The organism is Martelella sp. (assembly GCF_984369615.1).
Genome location: NZ_CFHTCS010000456.1, coordinates 1 through 2,956 on the forward strand (window position 1 = coordinate 1; position 2,956 = coordinate 2,956).

A 2,956-nucleotide genomic window follows, 5' to 3' on the forward strand; every position below is an offset into this window, starting at 1 on the left:
CAAGAGCTGCGCCGGCCGGCTTCCGCCGATCGCGACGGCGAGCCCCGCCCTCAGCAATTCGCCGCCGCTCAGATCGGCAACCCGTTTCAGCGCCTCGCCAGCGCGGAACCGGAACCGCGCAAGCGCCGCCCGGCAGGCATTCTCGCCGTCATGCGGGTTGAGGCGCCTGAAATTGTCGCGCACGCTCGCCCCGCGATCGAGCAGGGACACCGCCTGGTCGAAGAGCGCAAAGGGCACGCAGATCTCCGCCGTTCCGCCAAGCGGCCGTAGCCCGCCCGAAAGCGTCTTTACCAGAGTCGATTTCCCGGCGCCGTTCCGTCCTTCGATCGCCACGCGCTCGGGCCCGGTCATCTCGAAGGAGAGGTCTCGGAAGAGCGGCGCTTGGGCGTCATAGCCTCCGGCAAGGCCATCCGCCTTCACCACCCGCCGCCCGGCGGCAAGCCCCGAGGGCGGAAGGGTGATCGCGAACGGCGAAACCACCTCGAGGCGCGCCTTCGCCTCGTCGAGCGCTTCCGCCGCCTTTTCGGCCTGCCGGTCGTGGAGCGCGTTTTGCCGGGCCGCCGTCGCCTCGGCCTGCGCCTTCATGCCGTCGAGCAGCATTTTCGGCATGTCCTTGCGCTTGCGCGCCTTAAGCCCCTTCGCGTCCGTGCGCGCCTTGCGCTCCGCCCGCCGGCGCGCGGCGGCGGAAACCTGCCGCACCTCACGGGTCGCCTCGCCCAATCGCCTTTCGCGGTTCTCGATCTCGGCCGCTTTCACCTCTTCATAAAAGCCGTAGTTGCCGCCATACCGCGTGATGCCGCGTCCGGTCAGTTCCACGATCTCCGGCATGGCCTCCAGCAAGGCCCGGTCATGGCTGACGACGAGCGCGCCGCAGCGCCAGCCCGAAAGAAACGCCAGCAACTGCTCGCGGCCGGCGGAGTCGAGATTGTTGGTCGGCTCGTCAAGCAGGATGAAGTCCGGATCGTCATAGGTGAGCGCGGCCAGTCGCGCCCGCGTCAGCTCGCCGCCGGAAAGACAGGAAAGCGGGGTCGTCAGCGGATAATCGAGCGCGAACCGGGAGAGCGCCGCCTCGGCCCTCTCCTCCGCCAACCAGTCGACCGTCGCGAGCTGCTCGGCGGTTGCCCTTCCCGCCGCCGCCGCCTCAACCATGCGCAGCATCCCGCCGATCCCGAAACAATCGGCAAGCGTCGCGCCTTCGGGCGCGCGGACCGTCTGATTGAGCATGGCGAGACTGCCGGCAAGACAAACCGTTCCGGAAGTGGGTGTCACCCGACCCGCCATGATTTTCAGCAGCGTCGTCTTGCCCGCGCCGTTACGTCCGACAAGACCGGCAATGCCCGGACCGAAAACGGCATCGATATCGTTGAAAAGAGAATGGCCGTCAGCAGTGGTGAAGGACAGGCCGGAAAGCGTGATGGTGGCGTGCATGCAAAAAGTTCTCCCGTAAAGCCAGTGCGTTTGCTGTCTTCAGGTGAGAAATCATCGGCGGCACGTCCCTTCTTGATCGCGGTTACCCTCAATTACGCCTGAAGGACGGCGATTTCAAGGCGGGGCCCGCCAAATGCCCCGCGGCGAACTTTCAATTGACGCCGTCTTGTGAAAAGAAAGACCGATCGGAAACCGGAGGTAAAAACATGATCGCCATTCCCGGCTACACCAGCGACGGCGAGCGCATGGTCTTCATCATCACCGGCAAGGTCTATCACGAATGGAACGGCGAGGCGGAAGTGCATGTGATCATCGCCGCCCCGGACGAGGATACCGCCGTGCGCAACACGCTGAACGCGCTGGCAAACGAGGGCTATGCCGAAGCCGATCTCGACCAGATCGGCATGATTACCGAAATCCCCGACGAAGAACCCCACGCCTCCGCCTACCAGACGGCGCTCGAGGGCGAGGTGGCGATCGTGAAACTGTCGGCCTGAGGGGAAACGCGCCCTCGGCGGCCGGAGCAAGCTCGGCCTCCGGCAAATTCGCGCCCAGCGGGCAATCCCGCTTGCTTTATCGCGGCGCTTTGCCCACACTCCCCGGAATAAGAACAGGGGAACATCAAAGGGTTCTTCCGGCGCTTTCCGGAGGTCCCTTTACCGCCGGCAAGGACGCAGATGTCAATCAAAGCAGCGATCTACCACCTTACCCACTACAAATACGACAATCCCGTCAATCTCGGACCGCAGATCATCAGGCTGAAGCCTGCGGCCCACTCGAAGACCAAGGTCATCTCGCACTCCCTGAAAGTCACGCCGGAGAACCACTTCGTCAATCTGCAGCAGGACCCCTACGGCAACTACCAGGCGCGCTTCGTCTTTCCCGAGCCGGTGACCGAGTTCAAGATCGAGGTCGACCTCGTCGCCGACATGACCGTGTATAATCCCTTCGACTTCTTCGTCGAGGAACAGGCGACCAAATATCCTTTCGACTACGACGAGGCGATCCGCGAGGATCTGTCGATCTACATCAGGCCGGAGCCGGTGGGACCGCGGTTGAAGGCCTATATGGAAAAGCTCGACCTCTCGCCCGGCCAGGGCACGGTCGACATGATCGTCGGCATCAATGCCCGCCTGCAGCACGACGTCAACTACATCATCCGCATGGAGCCCGGCGTGCAGACGCCGGAGGAAACGCTGGAGCGGGCTTCGGGTTCGTGTCGCGACTCGGCCTGGCTTCTGGTGCAGATCCTGCGCAATATGGGCCTTGCCGCCCGCTTCGTCTCCGGTTACCTGATCCAGCTCGAGCCGGACCTGAAAGCGCTCGACGGTCCGTCCGGAACGGATCACGATTTCACCGATCTTCACGCATGGGCGGAAGTCTACCTGCCCGGCGCGGGCTGGATCGGCCTCGATGCAACCTCGGGCCTTCTGACGGGCGAGAGCCATATTCCGCTGGCGGCGACGCCGCACTACCGGTCGGCCGCACCGATCACCGGCGCAGCCGAACCCGCCGAAGTCGATTTCAC

The 2,956-nt window shown here is 64.3% G+C and carries 3 protein-coding genes; 2 read left to right on the plus strand and 1 reads right to left on the minus strand.

Annotated features, from left to right (window positions below):
• Positions 1–1,428: ATP-binding cassette domain-containing protein (locus AC5DC2_RS22110; protein WP_491700044.1), on the minus strand; the 1,428-nt coding region annotated here is incomplete at its 3' end.
• A gap of 206 nt (positions 1,429–1,634) precedes the next feature.
• Here AC5DC2_RS22110 and AC5DC2_RS22115 point away from each other — a divergent pair.
• Together AC5DC2_RS22115 and AC5DC2_RS22120 are read left to right on the plus strand one after the other, a co-directional pair.
• Positions 1,635–1,925, plus strand: coding sequence for a hypothetical protein (locus tag AC5DC2_RS22115; protein WP_024707029.1), 291 nt, complete (start codon positions 1,635–1,637; stop codon positions 1,923–1,925).
• Between the two features lie 180 nt (positions 1,926–2,105).
• Positions 2,106–2,956: transglutaminase family protein (locus AC5DC2_RS22120; RefSeq protein WP_491700045.1), on the plus strand; the 851-nt coding region annotated here is incomplete at its 3' end.

Excerpts from the sequence above, each read along its gene's own strand:
- AC5DC2_RS22115 (WP_024707029.1), top strand. The coding sequence starts at position 1,635 with ATGATCGCCATTCCCGGCTACACCAGCGACGGCGAGCGCATGGTCTTC.